Origin of the sequence: Chromobacterium haemolyticum DSM 19808 (assembly GCF_000711885.1) — a bacterium.
GTDB lineage: Bacteria > Pseudomonadota > Gammaproteobacteria > Burkholderiales > Chromobacteriaceae > Chromobacterium > Chromobacterium haemolyticum.
Genome location: NZ_JONK01000011.1, coordinates 52,531 through 68,232 on the forward strand (window position 1 = coordinate 52,531; position 15,702 = coordinate 68,232).

The following is a 15,702-nucleotide window of genomic DNA, read 5'->3' on the forward strand; positions in this document are numbered from 1 at the left end:
GGTAGGTTTGGCGCCGCCGGCGGCGGCGCCGTTGCGCTTTTTAGTCGTGGACTTGCAGCCGGCCGCTGGCGATGGCGGCCTTGAACACTTGGTAATCGGCCTCTACCTGATCCGCGTAGGCCAGCGCGTAGTCGGCGATGGCCTGGTCCAGTTTGTCGCTGTCGCCCACATAGCCCGCCAGCTGGGCGGCTTGGCCGCCGGATTTGGAATGCGCCCGCGCCAACGCCCAGGCGCAGGCCTGGCCGTAGGCGGTTAGCGCCTCCGGCGTGGCGAAGGCTTCCAGCGACGGAGCGGCCTTCATGTCGCGCAGCTGGCGCACGTAGAAGTGGCGGCCGGCGGGGCCGGTGGTCCAACCCAGGAACAGGTCGCTGGCGGCTTGCATCAGGCGTTGGCCAAACACGACTCGCTTGCCCTGATGGCCATGCACGCAGGCCTGGGTGTAGGGCTCCAGCACCGAAGAGCGCGCCTCCTTCAATTGCAGGAACAGCGGTTGGTCGAAATTGTCCTGCAACAGCATCACCAGACAGCGGGTGCCCACGCTGCCCACGCCCACTACCTTGAACGCGCAATCCACTAGCCGGAAACGCTCCAGCAACTCGCGGCGGTCTTCCTTCAGAGTGGCGATGTAGTTGTCCAGCATCGGCTTGACCAAGGCCTCGGCGTCGGCGGCGGACAGCCAGCTGTCGTCGTTGTCCAGCAGGGTGTTCTTGTCGTGCAGGTGGAAGATGACCGGCGGGTTGTCGCGCAGCCGCAGCGTGCCGTCCTCCAGTTCCGTCATCTTGGGCAGCAGCTTTTCCTGGGTCTGGTGTCTGGCCTTGTCGGAGAGCTTGAGCATTTGCTGGCGGATGGCGTCGGTGGGCGCGCGCTCCAGCAATTGCTCGAAGCCCACCTTGGTGTACCACAGCTCCAACTGGCCCATGCGGGCGTACTCGTTGACGCGGCGGCGGTAGACCTCGCTGGCGCGGCTCACCATCTCCCGCGCCTGGCTTTCGCTGAAGCCCTGGCCGCGCGCGGCCAGCACCAGGCTGACCGCCAGCCGTTTCAAGTCCCACTCCCATGGGCCGTGGTGGGTTTCGTCGAAGTCGTTGATGTCGAAGATCAGTTGCCGCTCGGGGGAGGCGAAGAAGCCGTAGTTCATCAGGTGGGCGTCGCCGCAGATCTGCAGCTTCAAGCCGCTGGAAGGGTTGGCGGCCAAGTCGGCGGCCTGGATCATGGCGAAGCCGCGGAAAAAGGTGAACGGAGATACCTGCATTCGGCTGTAGCGCAGAGGAATCAGGCTTTGCACCCGCCCCTGAGAGGTTTGCTCCACCATGGCCACCACATCGCGCGGCGCGCTGAGCCGGTTTTCCGCTTGCAGGGTGCGGGAGCAGGATTGACGCAGCGCCTTGCCGGCGGCGTAGTGCAGTTCGTACTTGGCGTGGTAATTGGACATGCGGGCTCCTGGACAAAGATCTCCTGTCCAGTTTAACCGCTAGAGAATTTTTGTCAGGTGGAAGCGGCGGCTAATCTTATCCACAAAGTTGTCCCCGTTTCATCCACATTACACACAGCGTGGCGGGCGTTACTAAAGTTGTGCACAAGATGAGCAGGCAAGCAGACGCAGTCAAACCGAGGGTCTGCCGGCGTGTCTGTATATGTTATCCACAGTTTTGTGCACAGTTTGCGCACACTTTCCACAGCGGCGGGGCTGCGGACAGCACTGTCCACAGGCCCGCAGGAGAGACTCAGCCGCGTTGCGCGCAGTCATTGACCAGTTTGCGCCATGCCTTGCTGTAGCTAAGGCCGTGGGTGTTCACCGTTAGCTTGCTGGCGTCGCCGTCCTGGCGGATGAGGATTTCCAGTCCGTCTTTATTAGTGGCGGGATTGGTCAGACGCACGGTTTCGCCGTGGTCTTTGCCGCGTTCGCGTTCGATGTATTCGCTGGGAATGCGCAGCTTGCGCATGCGTTCGTCCAGGCAGGTGGCGACGATGGGCGGAGGCGCTTTGGCTTTCAGCGTGGCGACCGGGTCGTTCAGGTTGGCGAGCGCCGGCACCACCGCGCAGCTCAGGGCGACGCCGAGCGCGGTTTGCAGCAACAGGGATTTGCAGTGTTCGATCAGATTGGGCATGGCTTTAACTTGCGTGAAGTGACGACGTACCAGGATTGGAAACGCCGCGGCGCGCGCAAGTTCGAGTGAGGCCAGTTGCAGGTGTTAAGGAGTTTGAGGCCCGAGGAGCGTCCAGAGCCGGCTCAAAGTCTACGAGCGTGAACGGTGCTTCACCCGTGCAGCGCGACGGATTCGCCGACGACGGCGAGCAGCAGCCAGATTTGCCAATAGCTGCTGCGCGCGAGCGAATCGGCGCCGCGCAGTTCCAGGCTGCGCTGGATGCGCAGCTGGCTTTGCCATCGCATCAGACCGCGGGAGGCGCGGACTTCCAGCAGCAGCAGCGGGGTCAGGGTCAACAGTTTGAGAATGAAAAGCGGATGTTGCAGACGGGAGGGGTCCAGCGAGAGCAGCCCCAGGCCGCTGATGGTCCACAGCGTCAGCGCCAGCAGCCACCAGCGATGGCTGCGGAATAGCTGAGAGGTCTGGCTGGGGAATTGCTGCTGGCGCAGCAGGCCGGCGCGGCTCCATAGCGCGGCCAGGCCGGCGCCCAAAGCCAGTAGATGCAAGCTTGCCAGCAGCCAGTGCCACAACATGGTTTGCCTCCCGTCCCCAAGAGATGCCCTACACGGTAAACAGGGGCGCGGCGGCTGGCAAGCTTATTTGCTTAGCAGTTTGACCGGGGGACGGCTTAGCTGTCGAAGCGCTGGCCCGCTTGGGCGCGGCGCAGGAAATCCAGCATCGCCGGCACGCGCTCGGAGCCCTCGGCCGGGGACCAGGCGGCCAGATTTTGGTCCTGCAGCGGCAGGTAAGGACCGTGTTTGACTTCAAACACCACGCTGCCCGGCAGCAGCGACACGACCGAATGCCAGGTGTTGGCCGGCATTTCGAATACCCGCGCGCCGTCTTCGCCCAAGCGATGGCGGCCTTGCACCACGCCGGCCTCGTCGAACACGATCACCTCGAAGGCGCCGCTGAGCGCGATCAACATTTCCCAGCTGTGGTCGTGGCGGTGCGGGCGCACGTAGGTGTCCGGCTCCATGGCGATGGCCAGGCGCTGGATGGGGTCTTCCAGTTGAGCGTGGAAATTCTGGTTGGCGCGCAGGCGCGGCGCACAGGCGGCTTTGGCCGACAGCGCGGCCAGGTCTTGTTGGTTCAGGGTCTGCATGGAATCGCCCGGTAGGGAAGCAAAGCAGCGATTATCAATGAAAACGCTGCCGGCAGCGAGGCCGGCGGCGTGTGTCCCGCCAGAGCGAGAAGCCTGCCACGCGGCCGGCTCCCAAGGCGGCGGAATCAGGAACGGATCTGGCCGTCGCCCAGCACGATCCATTTCTGGCTGGTCAGGCCGGTCAGGCCCACCGGGCCGCGCGCGTGGATCTTGTCGGTGGAAATGCCGATTTCCGCGCCCAGCCCGTATTCGAAACCGTCGGCGAAGCGGGTGGAGGCGTTGACCATCACGCTGGCGGAGTCCACCTCGCGCAGGAAGCGGCGCGTGCGCCCGTAGTCCTCGGACACGATGGCGTCGGTGTGGTGGCTGCCCCAGTGATTGATATGCTCGATGGCCTCGTCAAGGTCTTTGACCACCTTGATGGCTAGAATGGGCGCCAGATATTCGCTGGCCCAGTCCTCGTCGCTGGCCGGCCGAACCTTGTCGCCCAGGATGGCGCGCGTGCGTTCGCAACCGCGCAGCTCCACGTCTTTTTCCCAATAGGCCTCGGCTAGGCGCGGCAGGATGAATTCTGCGAAGGCGGTGTGCACCAGCAAGGTTTCCATGGTGTTGCAGGTGCCGTAGCGGTGGGTCTTGGCGTTTAGAGCGATGTCGAAAGCCTTGTCCGGGCTGGCGGTGTCGTCAATGTAGACATGACAGTTGCCGTCCAGATGCTTGATCACCGGCACCCGCGCCTCGGCGCTGATGCGGGCGATCAGGCCCTTGCCGCCGCGCGGCACGATCACGTCCACGTATTGCGGCATGGTGATCAACTCGCCTACCGCGGCGCGGTCGGTGGTGGCCAGCACCTGCACCGCTTCCGCCGGCAGTCCGGCCGCGCGCAGGCCTTCGTGCACGCAGGCGGCGATAGCCTGATTGCTGTGGAAGGCCTCGGAACCGCCGCGCAGCAAAGCGGCGTTGCCGGATTTCAGGCACAGGCCGGCGGCGTCGGCGGTGACGTTGGGACGCGCCTCGTAAATGATGCCCACCACGCCCAGCGGCACCCGCATCTTGCCTAGTTGAATGCCGGAGGGCCGGTAGGCCATCTCGCTGACCTCGCCCACCGGGTCCGGCAGCGCGGCGATTTGGCGCAGCCCTTCGGCCATGCCGACAATGGTTTTCTCAGTCAAAGCCAGCCGCTCCAGCAGCGCCGGTTCCAAGCCGGCCTTGCGCGCCGCCTCCATGTCCTGAGCATTGGCGTCCAACAGCTTGGACTGATCGCGCAGGATGGCGTCAGCCATCGCCAGCAGCGCGCGGTTTTTCTGCGCGGTGTCTGCGCGGGCCAGCTCGCGGCTGGCCTTGCGGGCGGCCTTGCCCGTCTGTTGCATATAGTCTTTGACGTTCATCGTGGAAACTTCCGAGAGCCAGAATAGAGAATTGACTCTGAGAGTAAACCAAAGCGGGGAGGGGGGCCAGAGCGGGAACGCCTTGGGAGCGGGGTGGTTTTGTTAGATGATTGAGGGATAAGAGTATTTCACAATATTATTTATGGATATAACAGTCCTTGGGTATAGTCGGGAGCATCTCGGGAACATCGCCGATCATCCATTAAGAAAAGGTCTGTCCATGAAGCTTCGCCTTGCCCTGGCCGCACTGTTGCTGGCCGCGACCGGCTCCGCGCTGGCCGACGCCACTCTGCTCAACGTGTCCTATGACGTGATGCGCGACTTCTACAAGGACTACAACCCGGCTTTCCAGAAAGCTTATAAGGCCAAGACCGGCGAAACCGTCACCCTGCAACAGTCGCACGGCGGCTCCAGCAAGCAGGCGCTGGCGGTGGCCAACGGCCTGGCCGCCGACGTGATAACCATGAACCAGGCCACCGATATCGACCTGCTGGCGGGCAAGGGCTTGGTGCCGGCTAACTGGGCCAGCCGGCTGCCCAACCACGCGGTGCCGTTCACCTCCACCATCGTGTTCCTGGTGCGCAAGGGCAACCCGCAGCAAGTGCGCGACTGGAGCGACCTGGCCAAGCCGGGTTTGAAAGTGGTTATTCCCAATCCCAAGACTTCCGGCAACGGCCGTTACAGCTACCTGGCAGCCTGGGGCTATGCGTTGAAGCAGCCGGGCGGCAATGAGGCCAAGGCCCAGGACCTAGTGGGCAAAATCTTCAAGAACGTGCCTGTGCTGGACGGCGGCGGCCGCGCCGCCACCACTACCTTCATGCAGCGCCAGATCGGCGATGTGTTGGTGACCTTCGAGAACGAGGCGGAAATGATCGCCCGCGAATTCGGCCGCGGCGGCTTTGAAGTGGTGTATCCCAGCCTGTCGGTGCTGGCCGAGAACCCGGTGTCGGTGGTGGACAAGGTGGTGGACCGCAAGGGCAGCCGCAAGCAGGCGGAAGCCTATCTGCAATACTTGTGGAGCCCGGAAGGCCAGAAGCTGGCCGCGGAAAACTACCTGCGTCCGCAAGACCCGGCGGTGGCCAAGCAGTTTGCCTCCCGTTTCCCGGCGGTGAAGACCTTCACCGTGGCCAGCGTGTTCGGTTCCTGGGCCGCGGTCAACCAGAAGCATTTCGCCGATGGCGGCAGCTTCGACCAGATCTTCAGCAAGAAATGAGCGCATGATGGCGGCCAGCGGTTTCAATCTGATCAACAAGCGCCACTCGGTGCTGCCCGGCTTCGGCCTGTCTTTCGGCATTACCCTGTTTTGGCTGGGCCTGATTGTGCTGCTGCCGTTTGCCGCGCTGTTATGGTCGGCGCACGGCATGGGCTGGGCGGCCTTCGTCGATGCGGTGGCCCATGAGCGCGTGGTCGCCGCCATCCGCCTGTCCTTCGTCTCCGCCGGCATCGCCGCGCTGATCAATCTGCTGTTCGGCTTTCTGGTGGCCTGGGTGCTGGTGCGTTACCGCTTTCCCGGCAAACGGCTGATCGACGCGTTGGTGGACCTGCCGTTCGCGCTGCCCACCGCCGTGGCCGGCATCGCGCTGACCACGCTGTACGCGCCCAACGGTTGGATCGGTCAATATCTGGAGCCGCTGGGCCTGAAAGTGTCGTTCACCCCGCTGGGCATCATCGTGGCGTTGACCTTCATCGGCCTGCCCTTTGTGGTGCGCACGGTGCAGCCGGTGTTGGAAGACCTGGAGCGCGAACTGGAAGAAGCCGCCACCTGCCTGGGCGCCGGGCGCTGGGACATCTTCCGGCGCGTGATTTTCCCGGCGGCGCTGCCTGCCTTGATCACCGGCGGCGCGATGGCCTTCGCTCGCGCCACCGGCGAATACGGCTCGGTGATCTTCATTGCCGGCAATATCCCCATGGTGTCGGAAATCGCCCCGCTGATCATCGCCGCCAAGCTGGACCAGTTCGACCAGCACGGCGCGGTAGCGGTGGCGCTGGTGATGCTGGCCATCTCCTTCCTGATCCTTTTCGCCATCAACCTCATCCAATGGTGGGCCGCGCGCCGCCACGGCGCGGGTAAATGATATGCAAAGCCTGACCACTGAATCGCGCCTGGTGCGCTATCTGTTGACCGGCCTGGCCTTGGTCTTTTTGTTCCTGTTCCTGCTGGTGCCGCTGTTGGCGGTGTTCTGGGAAGCTTTCCGCAAAGGTTGGGACCTGTACCTGGCAGCGCTGACCGAGCCGGACGCGCTGGCGGCGATCAAGCTGACCTTGATCGCCGCCGTCATCGCCGTGCCGCTGAACCTGGTGTTCGGCGTAGCGGCGGCCTGGGCCATTGCTCGTTTTGAATTCCGCGGCAAGAGTTTCCTGACCACGCTGATCGACCTGCCGTTCGCGGTGTCGCCGGTGGTGGCCGGCCTGATGTACGTGCTGCTGTTCGGCGTCAACACCGCGCTGGGCGGCTGGCTGCAACAGCATGGCCTGCAAGTGATCTTCGCCGTCCCCGGCATCGTGTTGGCCACCGTCTTCGTCACCTTCCCCTTCGTGGCCCGCGAACTGATTCCGCTGATGCAGGCGCAAGGCGCGGACGAGGAGCAGGCGGCGCTGGTTTTGGGCGCGTCTGGATGGCAAACCTTTTGGCGCGTCACCCTCCCCAATGTCAAATGGGGCCTGCTCTACGGCGTGATCCTGACCAATGCCCGCGCCATGGGGGAATTCGGGGCGGTGAGCGTGGTGTCCGGCCATATCCGCGGCCAGACCAACACCATTCCGCTGCATGTAGAAATCCTGTACAACGAGTACAACTTCGTCGGCGCCTTCGCTTGCGCTTCGCTCTTGGCCTTCCTCGCCCTGGTGACTCTGGGCGTCAAGAGCCTGGTGGAGTGGCGGATGGCGAGACAGAGCGACGCCGCCGCGGAACGCAGCGCGGCCGCTCGCCTGGCCGCCGCCGGCCGCGCCATAGCTAAGGACCAGCCCGCATGAGCATAGAAATCCGCAATATCCGCAAACAGTTCGGCGACTTCGTCGCGCTGGACAATGTCAGCCTCAACGTGGAGGCCGGCGAACTGCTGGCGCTGCTGGGGCCGTCCGGCTGCGGCAAGACCACCTTGCTGCGCATCATCGCCGGACTGGAACGCCCGGACGCCGGGCAAGTGCTGTTTGCCGGCGCCGACGCCACCCACACCCATGTGGCCGAGCGCGAAGTGGGCTTCGTATTCCAGCATTACGCGTTGTTCCGTCACATGACGGTGTTCGACAACGTGGCCTTCGGCCTCAGCGTCAAGCCGCGCAAGAGCCGCCCGGGCAAGGATGAAATCCGCGACAAAGTAATGCAGCTGCTGAAAATGGTGCAGCTGGACTGGTTGGCGGACGCCTATCCCGGCCAGCTGTCCGGCGGCCAGCGTCAGCGTATTGCCCTGGCGCGCTCTTTGGCGGTGGAGCCCAAGGTGCTGCTATTGGACGAACCCTTCGGCGCGTTGGACGCCAAGGTGCGCAAGGACTTGCGCCGTTGGCTGCGCGACCTGCACAACGATATGCACATCACCAGCGTGTTCGTCACTCACGATCAGGAAGAGGCGCTGGAAGTGTCGGACCGGGTCGTGGTGATGGACCACGGCCACATCGAGCAAGTGGGACGTCCGGACGACATCTACGAAAACCCGGCCACGCCTTTTGTCACCCAGTTCCTGGGCGATGTGAACCTGTTCCACGGCCGCATCGAGCGCGGGCAGTTGCAGATCGGCGGCTATGCCCATGCGCTGGAAGGGCTGGCGCTGGCCAGCGGCGATGAGGCGGTGGCCTATGTGCGCCCGCACGACCTGGACCTGTCGCGCCACGCCGATGGTGCGTTGGCGCAGGGCACGGTGGAGCATATCCACGCGGTGGGACCCATCGTGCGGGTGGAGCTGGTGCAGGCCGACGGCCGGAGCATAGAGGCGGCGGTGAGCAAGGAGCGTTATCGAGAACTGGCGGTATTGCCCGGCGACAGCCTGTATGTGACGCCGAAGAAGCTGTCGGTGTTTGCCAAGCAGGAAGGTCAGGATTACGTGATCTGAGTGCTTGTCGCGTTCATTCAAAACGCCCCGGAAGTCGGGGTAATGCCGTTCACTTAAGAAAAAAGCACCGTTTCCAAGCATGGAAAACGGTGCTTTTTTTGTGGATTCCTGTGCTCTCAAGGCCAGAGCTTTTCGAGCTTGTTTTTACGCTATATCACCAACGCGCAGCAGATCGTGAACACGTTCTCACGCAAACACCAAAGCCCCGGTCAAATCCCCAGGCGGCTGCGCGCCGCGCGCGCGGAAGGCCGCATTGCGCGCGCTCACCCCCTCCAACTCCGGCAAATCATGCAGCCGGCTGATGAAACGGATGATGGACGTCGTATCGTAAAAAGTGTGATCCACATGCCCGCGCTTGGCGAACGGCGAGGCGATGATCGCTGGAATCCGCGAACCCGGTCCCCAGCGGTCCCCCTGAGGCGGCGCCACATGATCCCACCAGCCGCCGTTCTCATCATGGGTGATCACCACCAGCATATGCTTCCATTGCGGTCCGCTCATCAAATGCTGCAACACATTGGCTACATGACGATCGCCGGACTCCACGTCGGAATAGCCCGCATGCATGTTCAGATTGCCCTGCGGCTTGTAGAACGCCACCGCGGGCAGCTTGCCGGCCACGGCGTCAGCGATGAAGCGGTTGGAAATCGGGCTATCGCCCAGGCCGCCGTCCAGCAGATGGCGCTCGCGCGCGGCGCTGCCGGGCGCGAACTGGCGGAAGTAATTGAAGGGCTGGTGATGGTATTGAAAGTTGGGCGCGTCGCCGCCGCCCTTGCCGTCCAGCGCGGCTTGCCAACTGCCGCCGTACCAGGCCCAGCCGATGTGTTTTTCGGACAAGAGATCGCCTATGGTGCGGTAGCTTTGCGGCGGCAGGGTGCTGGGGTCTTGCGGGTCGGCATAGCGTTTGTCGCCGCCCTCCGCCGGCCGCACGAAGCTGGGCTGGTAGGGCGGGGCCATGGTATTGACCGCGTAGCCATCCGGGGTGATGGCGCCGTTATTGACGAATTTGGGCGGGCCGTCCAGCGCCGAGGCTGGGGATTTGGGGTCCAGCGCCAGCCGGCGGCCGGTAGGGCCGTCGGCCAGCACGGCGATTTTCTTCTTGGCCGGGGTCTGAGCGGCATTGAAATATTCAGGGGTGCGCGCGGCGATCAGAAATTGGTGGTTGAGGTAGGAGCCGCCGAAGGCCGCCATGAAGAAGTTGTCGCACAGTGTGAAGCGGCGGGCGATCTGCCATTGATTGAGAGTGCGAGCGGTGTCTGGGTAGTGGCCCATGACCAGCGCGCCGGAATCGGCCCAGGCAACGAACTGATCGTTGCGGCCGTCGTTGATCTGCATCTGGTTGTGATAGAACAGATGACAGAGATCGCGGGTGATCACGGCCTCAGGCAAAGGCTGCCCTTCGGCGTCTTTCAGCGGGAACGGCGCGTTGGGCAGGCCGTGTATGTCTTTTTCTTCTATGAAATAGTGCTTGCCGGCCACGGTTTGGCCGGTAGGCACCAGGCCGCCCCAAATTTGGGGCAGGCCGGGCAGCGGGCGGCCGTCGCGGTCGCTTTGCAAGGCTTGTTCCGGGGCGACGGCGCTGAGCGGCTGGGCCACGCCGGGGAAGTTGCCGTAGAGGTTGTTGAAGCTGCGGTTTTCCAGATAGATCACCACCACATTCTTGATATTCGCTTTGAGCAAGGCGTCCAATTGGCCCCGGCGCGGATGGCTGGATGGCGTCGCCGCCGCCGCGGGCAGCGCACAGCTAGCGCCGATGGCGGCCAGGCCTTCGAAAAGGCGGCGGCGGGAAGGGTCTTGCGGCGCGTCCGCTTCGGTTTGCTGCGGGCTGTCCTGATCTTCGCTGGCGTTCATGCTGTTATCCTTGGTCTAGAGAGTGCGGTGGCGGCGCGCGTCAGCCGGAAGGCCCGCGTGTTCCATTGTTCATCATCCCGCCGCGATGTTGCGGCGGGATGTCGGTGTGCAGGGATAAGATTAATCGACGCGCAACGCGGCTGCGCGCGCTTCCGCGAGCGGTTGGATAATTTCCTCCGGCAGAAATTCGCGGAACAGGGCGTCCGCCGGCGGCTGATCGTGCAGCAGTTCTATCGGGTCGCGGCCGTCTATGCTGCCAAGGTTGGGCGCGTGGACGAAGTAGCCCAGCAGCCGTTGCAGCCGGGGCGGCAGCGCGCGGGCCAGTTCCCGGGAGACGGCAAGGTATTGGTTCTCCGCCTGGCGCAGCCAGCCCAGGTTGTAGCTGATGACGACGCCGGTGCGCGCCTGGGCGCTCTGGTTGGCGCCGCCGCCGTGGATCAGCGAGCCCAGATAGATCAGCACCGAGCCGGCGGGCATGGCGGCGCTGATGACTTCTTCCGGCTTGGGATCGCGCGGTTCCGGCCAGCGGTGGCTGCCGGGCACGACGCAGGTGGCGCCGTTCTGTTCGGTGAAGTCGTCCAACGCGTACATGCAGTTGATCATTTTTTCCGATCCGGGCGCGGTGCCGGGAAACATCAGGTCGTCACTGTGCAGGAATTGACGCGGTTCGCCGGGGCCGATGCTGATGGCCTGGGTAAGGTTGAGCTGGTATTCGCGGCAGCCGCGCAGCAGGAAGGCGTCCATCACTTGCAGGATCAAAGGGTGGATGGCGAGTTCGCGGGTGACGGGCACGCGTTCTATCAGGCCGCTGATCCTGCGGGTGGCGTAGCCGTAGAAGTCGCCCTGGCAGGGGGCGGAGCGGTCCAGCAGCGGTTGCAGCTGGGCGCGGAACTGCGCCAGGCCATCCGGGGTCAACAGATGTTCTATCACGATGCCGCCGTCTTGTTCTAGCGCGGCGATCAGGGTTTCCGGCGCGGTGTCCGGGAGGAAGCGTTGCAGGCAGGGCATGTCTTGGGTTCCATCGTTTTATTAAAGTACTGCGGTCGGGCCGCGGCGGTGTGGATGTCGAGAGATGTTATCTTCCGGATATTTACCGTGTCTGCGGAGCCGGCCTTTAGGTCAGGAAGTGGATTATCTTTATAGTGAATGTATTTATTAATGTGAATTCGCGCCTGCCACGCCTTGTGAGCCGCGGGTTTTCGACGTTACCCTGAGCCTTCCCCGCCACCCCAGTCTGGAGTCCACATGAGTGTGTCCTTGTTGAGCCGCTACGCCTTTTTCTCCTGTTGCCTGTTGTTCACGCTGTTCAGCTTGCCCTTCGTTCACTATGAGTGGTTGTGGCCGTTCACGCTGGCCGCCGCCGCGTTGACGCTGCTGGGGGTGTTCGATTTGCTGCAAACACGCCATGCGGTGCGTCGCAACTATCCGATTCTGGGCAATATCCGTTACCTGGTGGAAAGCATCCGCCCGGAAATCCGCCAGTACCTGCTGGAGTCCGACCGCGAGCAACTGCCGTTCTCGCGCGCTCAGCGCTCGCTGGTGTACGCGCGCGCCAAGAACGAGGGCGCGGACAAGCCGTTCGGCACCTTGATCGATGTGTACCAGCCGGGTTTCGAGTTCATCAGCCATTCGATGCGGCCGGCGCCGCTGAGCGATCCGGCCGGCTTTCGCGTGGAAATCGGCGGTCCGCAGTGCACCCAGCCGTATTCGGCTTCTTTGTTCAATGTGTCGGCGATGAGCTTTGGCGCGCTCAGCGCCAACGCCATCCGCGCCTTGAATCAGGGTGCGCAGCGCGGTGATTTCTATCACGACACCGGCGAGGGCAGCATCAGCCCTTATCACTTGGAGCATGGCGGCGCGCTGGTGTGGGAACTGGGCAGCGGCTATTTCGGCTGCCGAGACGCGGCCGGCGGTTTCGACCCGGAGCGCTTTGCCGAACAGGCGCGCAATCCGCAGGTGAAGATGGTAGAGATCAAGCTGAGCCAGGGCGCCAAGCCCGGCCACGGCGGCATTTTGCCCAAGCACAAGGTGACGCCGGAAATCGCCGCGACCCGCGGCGTGCCGTTGGGGCAGGATTGCGTGTCGCCGTCGCGCCACAGCGCGTTTTCCACGCCGATCGAACTGATGCGTTTCATCGCCCGGCTGCGTGAGTTGTCCGGCGGCAAGCCGGTGGGTTTCAAGTTTTGTCTGGGCCATCCGTGGGAGTTCATGGGTATCGCCAAGGCGATGCTGGAAACGGGGATTCTGCCGGACTTCATCGTGGTGGACGGCAAGGAGGGCGGCACGGGAGCGGCGCCGCTGGAGTTCACGGATCACATCGGCGTGCCGCTGCGCGAGGGTTTGCTGTTTGTCCACAATGTGTTGGTGGGCTTGAATCTGCGGGACAAGATCAAGATCGGCGCCAGCGGCAAGCTGGTCAGCGCTTTCGACATCGCCAGCGTGCTGGCGATAGGCGCGGACTGGGCCAATTCCGCGCGCGGCTTCATGTTCGCCATCGGCTGCATCCAAAGCCAGAGCTGTCACACCAACCGTTGCCCCACCGGGGTGGCGACGCAGGATGCGCTGCGTCAGCGCGCGCTGGTGGTGCCGGATAAGGCGGACCGGGTGTTCCATTTTCATCGCAACACCATGAAGGCGCTGGCGGAGATGCTGGCCTCGGCCGGGCTGGAGCATCCGTCGCAGTTGCGGCCGCACCATTTGGTGCGCCGCGTCAGCGACACCGAGATCAGGCTGTTTTCGCAACTGCATGTCTTTTTGCAGCCGGGCGAGTTGCTGGAGCCGGAGATCAAGGCGGCGTTCTACGGCCGTATGTGGCAAATGGCCCGAGCGGACAGCTTCGAGGCGCAGCTTGCCTGAGCCTATTGAGGAGAGGACGCGGCGCCGGCCTCTTCGTCGTCCGCGTCTTTGGGCGGGGGCACGATGCGCCATTGGCCGTCTTGACGGCTGAAGCGCATCCGCTGCTCGCGCTCCACTGGCTTGCCGGTAAGTTTGCGGCCCTGGTAGCTGACTTCGCAGTCCAGGGTGGCGTTTTCTTCATCGTTCTGACAGTCGCTCACTGAGGTGACGCGCAGGTCCTTGAGCATGGATTCCAGCATCGAGCGCATCAGCACGGTGTGGGTGGATTCCGGCTTGTTGTTGAATTCGGCGAGGGCCTGGGTCTTGAAGGCGGCTTCCGCCTCCGCCGGCGTCGGCTGTTCTGTCGGAGCGGCTTGAGCGATGCCGGCGGCCAGGCCGGCGAGCGCCATGATGATGTATTTTTTCATGCCGCGACTTTAAGCCGGTTTGACCGGCTGCGGCAAGACGGTCGGCGGCGCGCCGGCCTTTACTTGCGGTGGTGCGCGATCAGCTTGGCCAGCGCGGCGCTGACCAGAGGGTTGCTGACGCTGGCGGCGGCCTCTTCCATGCCGTCCAATGCGTTCTGGCTGATCTTCAGCGTTTTTTCCTTGGGTTTGCGCGCCAGGCGGATATCCACTTTGACCCGTACTTTGCCGGCCACATAGCCTTGCTGCGCCAGTTGCGGTAGCAGGCCGGGGGCCAGCATGCGCAGGCGGGCGGCGATGATGCCGGTATCGGTGTAAATCACTAGTTCGTCATCGCGGATGCGCACGGCGCGGCAGGTGCCGGCCAGTTGCGGCGGCAACAGTTTCTGGAAGGCGCGGTCCAGCCGCATCAGCGCCTGGGCTTCGGCGGTGAGGCGGGTCAGGGTGCCGTCGAGACGGGCGATATCGGTGAATTGGCGTCCGGACATGGCGGGCTGCGGAATGAAAACAAGTCATTGTAGCCGCTGGCGGGCCGTGTTTGGAGATAAGCTGGCGTTCTCGTCCCGTCGACGAGGCCGCCAGCGGCGCTTATTGACCGCCTTCCACGTCTTCCAGACTGAAGGTTTCAGTGTGGTCGTTGTAAGAGAAGATTTCCGCGTAGCGTCCCCAGCTGATCACGGTGTCCAGTGTCTCCTCGGCGGTTTCGTCGGACAGAGAGTCTTCCAGTTCCTGAGCGAAGCGCAGCCGCGGCGCGCGTTGGCCTGGACGCTCTTGAAGCACTTTGCGGATGTGGGCGGCCATGGGCACGTGGCGCAGCAGGTGTTCGGCGAACTGCACTTTGCGTTCCTGGGTGCCGTAGTCGGCGAACAGTTTGCCGGCGGCGGTGAGCAGGATGTCGCCGTCTTTCAGTTCGGCGAAGCCCAGATGTTCCAGGATTTCGGCCACCGGGAACAGTTCGTCCACTTCCAGCCGTAGTTTCTCCGCGATTTCCGGCATGTCCGCTTTGCCGTGATAGGGCGCTTGAGCCACTTCCTCAATCAAGCCGGCCATCAGGTTGGTGGACACCTCGCTTAACTGGCTGCCGATTTCCAGCGGCAACTTGTGCAGGGTGTGGGCGCTGCGGCGCGCGGTCATCAGCGCGTAGATGTCGTCCACCATTTTGCGGAAGGCCGGGTCCAGCCGGTTGCGGCGATGCGGGAACGGCACTTTGATTTCCGCCACCACGCGGCCGGGGTTGGACGACAGCACCAGGATGCGGTCGCACATGAATACGGCTTCTTCGATGTTGTGAGTGACGATGAGCACGGACTGGATGGGCAACTGGCCTTCGCTCCACAGGTCAAGCATGTCGGTGCGCAGCGTTTCGGCGGTGAGAACGTCCAGCGCGGAGAAGGGTTCGTCCATCAAGAGCAGGGTGGGGTTGACCACCAGGCCGCGGGCGAAGCCGACGCGTTGGCGCATGCCGCCGGACAGTTCGCGTGGGTAGGCGTTCTCGAAACCGTCCAGACCGATCAGGTCGATGGCGGCCAGCGCGCGGCGGCGGCGTTCCTTGGCTTCCACGCCCAGCGCTTCCAGCCCGGCTTCCACGTTTTGCAGCACGGTCAGCCAGGGGAAAAGCGCGAAGGTCTGGAACACCATGGCCACGCCTTCGGCCGGGCCGGTCAGGGGCTTGCCGTGGTAACTGACATTGCCGCTGCTTTGCTTGATCAGGCCGGCAATGATGCGCAACAGGGTGGATTTGCCCGAGCCGGAACGGCCTAGCAGGCCGACGATTTCGCCTTCGCGCAGCGTCAGGTTGACGTCGTCCAGCACCTGGATTTCGTCATTGCCCTTGTTGAAGCCGCGGCAAACGTTTTCCAGCCGGAAAATCTCCCGCCCCGGGGTGATGGTGTCTTGAGTCATGGTTGC

At 63.6% G+C, this 15,702-nt stretch carries 15 protein-coding genes; 5 read left to right on the forward strand and 10 right to left on the reverse strand.

Annotation, left to right across the window (positions count from 1 at the left end):
* Nucleotides 1–40: 40 nt before the first annotated feature.
* The 5 genes from BR71_RS08265 to BR71_RS08285 form a co-directional block, all read right to left on the reverse strand.
* Complete coding sequence (locus BR71_RS08265; RefSeq protein WP_043635542.1) at nucleotides 41–1,432, reverse strand: DUF2252 domain-containing protein; 1,392 nt, start codon at nucleotides 1,430–1,432, stop codon at nucleotides 41–43.
* A 292-nt stretch (nucleotides 1,433–1,724) separates the two neighbouring features.
* Entirely contained in the window at nucleotides 1,725–2,108 is a 384-nt protein-coding gene (locus BR71_RS08270; protein ID WP_043635546.1) for a hypothetical protein, read from the reverse strand.
* Nucleotides 2,109–2,257: 149 nt separating this feature from the next.
* On the reverse strand, nucleotides 2,258–2,680 hold the full coding sequence (locus tag BR71_RS22840; RefSeq protein ID WP_052370437.1) for a DUF2214 family protein: 423 nt from the start codon (nucleotides 2,678–2,680) through the stop codon (nucleotides 2,258–2,260).
* A gap of 95 nt (nucleotides 2,681–2,775) precedes the next feature.
* On the reverse strand, nucleotides 2,776–3,252 hold the full coding sequence (locus BR71_RS08280) for a WbuC family cupin fold metalloprotein (protein ID WP_043635549.1): 477 nt from the start codon (nucleotides 3,250–3,252) through the stop codon (nucleotides 2,776–2,778).
* Nucleotides 3,253–3,377: 125 nt separating this feature from the next.
* On the reverse strand, nucleotides 3,378–4,637 hold the full coding sequence (locus BR71_RS08285) for a glutamate-5-semialdehyde dehydrogenase (protein WP_019103755.1): 1,260 nt from the start codon (nucleotides 4,635–4,637) through the stop codon (nucleotides 3,378–3,380).
* A 220-nt stretch (nucleotides 4,638–4,857) separates the two neighbouring features.
* Between BR71_RS08285 and BR71_RS08290 the strand changes: the two genes are divergently transcribed.
* Genes BR71_RS08290 through BR71_RS08305 form a run of 4 tightly spaced genes read left to right on the forward strand, consistent with a single transcriptional unit; the run spans nucleotide 4,858 to nucleotide 8,683 of the window.
* Nucleotides 4,858–5,850: a sulfate ABC transporter substrate-binding protein gene (locus BR71_RS08290; RefSeq protein ID WP_043635553.1), complete on the forward strand. Its 993-nt coding sequence runs from the start codon at nucleotides 4,858–4,860 to the stop codon at nucleotides 5,848–5,850.
* 4 nt (nucleotides 5,851–5,854) lie between these two features.
* Nucleotides 5,855–6,712 (forward strand): sulfate ABC transporter permease subunit CysT, encoded by an 858-nt coding sequence (gene cysT, locus BR71_RS08295; RefSeq protein WP_019103753.1) that lies wholly within the window; start codon nucleotides 5,855–5,857, stop codon nucleotides 6,710–6,712.
* Nucleotide 6,713: 1 nt separating this feature from the next.
* On the forward strand, nucleotides 6,714–7,610 hold the full coding sequence (gene cysW / locus BR71_RS08300) for a sulfate ABC transporter permease subunit CysW (protein ID WP_019103752.1): 897 nt from the start codon (nucleotides 6,714–6,716) through the stop codon (nucleotides 7,608–7,610).
* A complete protein-coding gene (locus BR71_RS08305; RefSeq protein WP_043635558.1) occupies nucleotides 7,607–8,683 on the forward strand; it encodes a sulfate/molybdate ABC transporter ATP-binding protein in 1,077 nt (358 codons plus the stop codon). The genes cysW and BR71_RS08305 overlap by 4 nt, the downstream gene beginning before the upstream one ends.
* Nucleotides 8,684–8,869: 186 nt before the next feature.
* Here the strand turns inward: BR71_RS08305 and BR71_RS08310 are convergent, their stop codons facing one another.
* Nucleotides 8,870–10,534, reverse strand: a complete 1,665-nt coding sequence (locus BR71_RS08310; RefSeq protein ID WP_043635564.1) for an acid phosphatase — start codon at nucleotides 10,532–10,534, stop codon at nucleotides 8,870–8,872.
* A 120-nt stretch (nucleotides 10,535–10,654) separates the two neighbouring features.
* Nucleotides 10,655–11,542 carry a phytanoyl-CoA dioxygenase family protein gene (locus BR71_RS08315; protein ID WP_052370438.1) on the reverse strand — a complete coding sequence of 296 codons (888 nt, stop codon included), beginning with the start codon at nucleotides 11,540–11,542 and terminating at the stop codon, nucleotides 10,655–10,657.
* A gap of 237 nt (nucleotides 11,543–11,779) precedes the next feature.
* On the opposite strand from BR71_RS08315, the gene BR71_RS08320 reads away from it, so the two are divergent.
* Nucleotides 11,780–13,390 (forward strand): FMN-binding glutamate synthase family protein, encoded by a 1,611-nt coding sequence (locus BR71_RS08320; RefSeq protein WP_043635568.1) that lies wholly within the window; start codon nucleotides 11,780–11,782, stop codon nucleotides 13,388–13,390.
* A 2-nt stretch (nucleotides 13,391–13,392) separates the two neighbouring features.
* Here BR71_RS08320 and BR71_RS08325 read toward each other — a convergent pair whose 3' ends face one another.
* The 3 genes from BR71_RS08325 to BR71_RS08335 all read right to left on the reverse strand — a co-directional run bounded on the left by BR71_RS08325 (nucleotide 13,393) and on the right by BR71_RS08335 (nucleotide 15,696).
* Nucleotides 13,393–13,797 carry a hypothetical protein gene (locus tag BR71_RS08325; protein ID WP_043635572.1) on the reverse strand — a complete coding sequence of 135 codons (405 nt, stop codon included), beginning with the start codon at nucleotides 13,795–13,797 and terminating at the stop codon, nucleotides 13,393–13,395.
* A gap of 59 nt (nucleotides 13,798–13,856) precedes the next feature.
* On the reverse strand, nucleotides 13,857–14,282 hold the full coding sequence (locus BR71_RS08330; RefSeq protein WP_019101716.1) for a DUF721 domain-containing protein: 426 nt from the start codon (nucleotides 14,280–14,282) through the stop codon (nucleotides 13,857–13,859).
* A gap of 100 nt (nucleotides 14,283–14,382) precedes the next feature.
* The gene (locus BR71_RS08335) at nucleotides 14,383–15,696 is read right to left on the reverse strand and encodes an ABC transporter ATP-binding protein (RefSeq protein ID WP_043592358.1); all 1,314 of its coding nucleotides are present in this window, start codon (nucleotides 15,694–15,696) and stop codon (nucleotides 14,383–14,385) included.
* Nucleotides 15,697–15,702 lie beyond the last annotated feature (6 nt).

Coding starts and splice junctions, on each gene's coding strand:
- BR71_RS08265 (WP_043635542.1), bottom strand. CDS start 1,432: ATGTCCAATTACCACGCCAAGTACGAACTGCACTACGCCGCCGGCAAG.
- BR71_RS08270 (WP_043635546.1), bottom strand. CDS start 2,108: ATGCCCAATCTGATCGAACACTGCAAATCCCTGTTGCTGCAAACCGCG.
- BR71_RS22840 (WP_052370437.1), bottom strand. CDS start 2,680: ATGTTGTGGCACTGGCTGCTGGCAAGCTTGCATCTACTGGCTTTGGGC.
- BR71_RS08280 (WP_043635549.1), bottom strand. CDS start 3,252: ATGCAGACCCTGAACCAACAAGACCTGGCCGCGCTGTCGGCCAAAGCC.
- BR71_RS08285 (WP_019103755.1), bottom strand. CDS start 4,637: ATGAACGTCAAAGACTATATGCAACAGACGGGCAAGGCCGCCCGCAAG.
- BR71_RS08290 (WP_043635553.1), top strand. CDS start 4,858: ATGAAGCTTCGCCTTGCCCTGGCCGCACTGTTGCTGGCCGCGACCGGC.
- cysT (WP_019103753.1), top strand. CDS start 5,855: ATGATGGCGGCCAGCGGTTTCAATCTGATCAACAAGCGCCACTCGGTG.
- cysW (WP_019103752.1), top strand. CDS start 6,714: ATGCAAAGCCTGACCACTGAATCGCGCCTGGTGCGCTATCTGTTGACC.
- BR71_RS08305 (WP_043635558.1), top strand. CDS start 7,607: ATGAGCATAGAAATCCGCAATATCCGCAAACAGTTCGGCGACTTCGTC.
- BR71_RS08310 (WP_043635564.1), bottom strand. CDS start 10,534: ATGAACGCCAGCGAAGATCAGGACAGCCCGCAGCAAACCGAAGCGGAC.
- BR71_RS08315 (WP_052370438.1), bottom strand. CDS start 11,542: ATGCCCTGCCTGCAACGCTTCCTCCCGGACACCGCGCCGGAAACCCTG.
- BR71_RS08320 (WP_043635568.1), top strand. CDS start 11,780: ATGAGTGTGTCCTTGTTGAGCCGCTACGCCTTTTTCTCCTGTTGCCTG.
- BR71_RS08325 (WP_043635572.1), bottom strand. CDS start 13,797: ATGAAAAAATACATCATCATGGCGCTCGCCGGCCTGGCCGCCGGCATC.
- BR71_RS08330 (WP_019101716.1), bottom strand. CDS start 14,282: ATGTCCGGACGCCAATTCACCGATATCGCCCGTCTCGACGGCACCCTG.
- BR71_RS08335 (WP_043592358.1), bottom strand. CDS start 15,696: ATGACTCAAGACACCATCACCCCGGGGCGGGAGATTTTCCGGCTGGAA.